At 66.3% G+C, this 1,232-nt stretch carries 2 protein-coding genes; both read right to left on the reverse strand.

What is annotated here, in order from left to right; genetic code table 11:
- Positions 1–760: hypothetical protein (locus ACLD7X_RS16915; protein ID WP_411424856.1), on the reverse strand; the 760-nt coding region annotated here is incomplete at its 3' end.
- Positions 761–777: 17 nt separating this feature from the next.
- On the reverse strand, positions 778–1,232 hold a 455-nt coding region (locus ACLD7X_RS16920; protein WP_411424857.1), incomplete at its 5' end, for a hypothetical protein.

Raw genomic sequence — 1,232 nt, forward strand, 5'->3', positions numbered from 1 at the left:
CCACCTTGAAGGCCAGAGCGAAATCCTCCTTTAGGAGGTCCTTTTCGGTCAGCGTGGCCGAATATTCCTGCAACGCCTCGTCATAGAGGTCGCCGGCCGCCTTGAACTGGTTGGCGACGCTGGACATGTCCTGCGGGACAAAGTTTTCGGGGATCACCCCTTCGCGTTGCAGGGGAAGCCAGAGGTCCTCGGCCAGGCGCGCGTCGCATTCGGCCTTGCGCCGGGCATATTCGGCCTCTTTCTCCTTGCGCAGCGCCACGGCGTCGATGATCGCCTTGCGCAGTTCGCTGCGCTGGGGTTCGGGGAATTCGTCGGGGTTCTCGGACGGGATGTCGATCTGCGGCGGATCGCCGGGGTTGTAGAGGTCCAGCTTGCGCAGGTCGGCCTGCACGGCAAGGATCCGGTCCATCGCCTGGGTCAGTTTCTTCTGATCCTCGGGCGGCAGGGCGGCGGCGAGCTTGGGGCCGTGGTGCCAGGTGTCGATCTCGTTGTCGGTGTTGCCGTCCTTGTCGAGGATCGCCATCTGCTTGTCGCGCAGGGTGCCGGTGACGGTGACCGCGACGGATTGCAGGTCGGTCTTGATCTTGTTGCGCACCTCGGGGCCCAGCGCCTTTTCGACGGTGGCCTGTGCGGCGGCGCGCTGGTCGGCCTCGGCCAGGGCCTTGTCGCTGTCGGCCATCGCCCCGGTCAGGAGCGTGATCCATTTCAGCCGTTCGGCGGTGATCGGGTCTTCGGGGGCGGTGACGGGTTCCTTGGACATGGCGGGGGCCCTTCCTGTCAGACGCCGCGCAGGACGTTGAGTTCGATCTGCCGCAGCCGATAGTCAAGATCGCTGGCAAAACCCTTGACCGCAAAGGGATTGGCCACGCAGCGCTGGATCACCGGGTCCTTGCGGATGATGTCCTGAAGCACCCGGACGCGGCGCAGGGCGGCCTCGCGGGCGGCCTTGGCCTTTTCGGGATCGGCAAGGTCCTTGGCCACAGCGTCAAAGGCCTTGGGGTCCAGCCGCCGGATGATCTTGTCGAGGGCGGCGCGCAGCTTGAGCGCGGCATCGGCGGGGCCGCCTGCCTTGGCGAATTCCTCGACGGCGCGCACCAGATCGTCGACGCGGGCGCGGAACACGCCCACCGCATCGGCCCATTGCTTGCCGATCTTGTCCAGATCCCTTGGCCGGGTCTTTTCGCCCCGCGCGGCCACGTCCGAGATCATCTGGCGCACGAAGGCCAGTTCGG

Source organism: Aphanothece microscopica RSMan92 (assembly GCF_046613545.2).
In the GTDB taxonomy this organism is placed as follows: domain Bacteria; phylum Cyanobacteriota; class Cyanobacteriia; order PCC-6307; family Cyanobiaceae; genus NIES-981.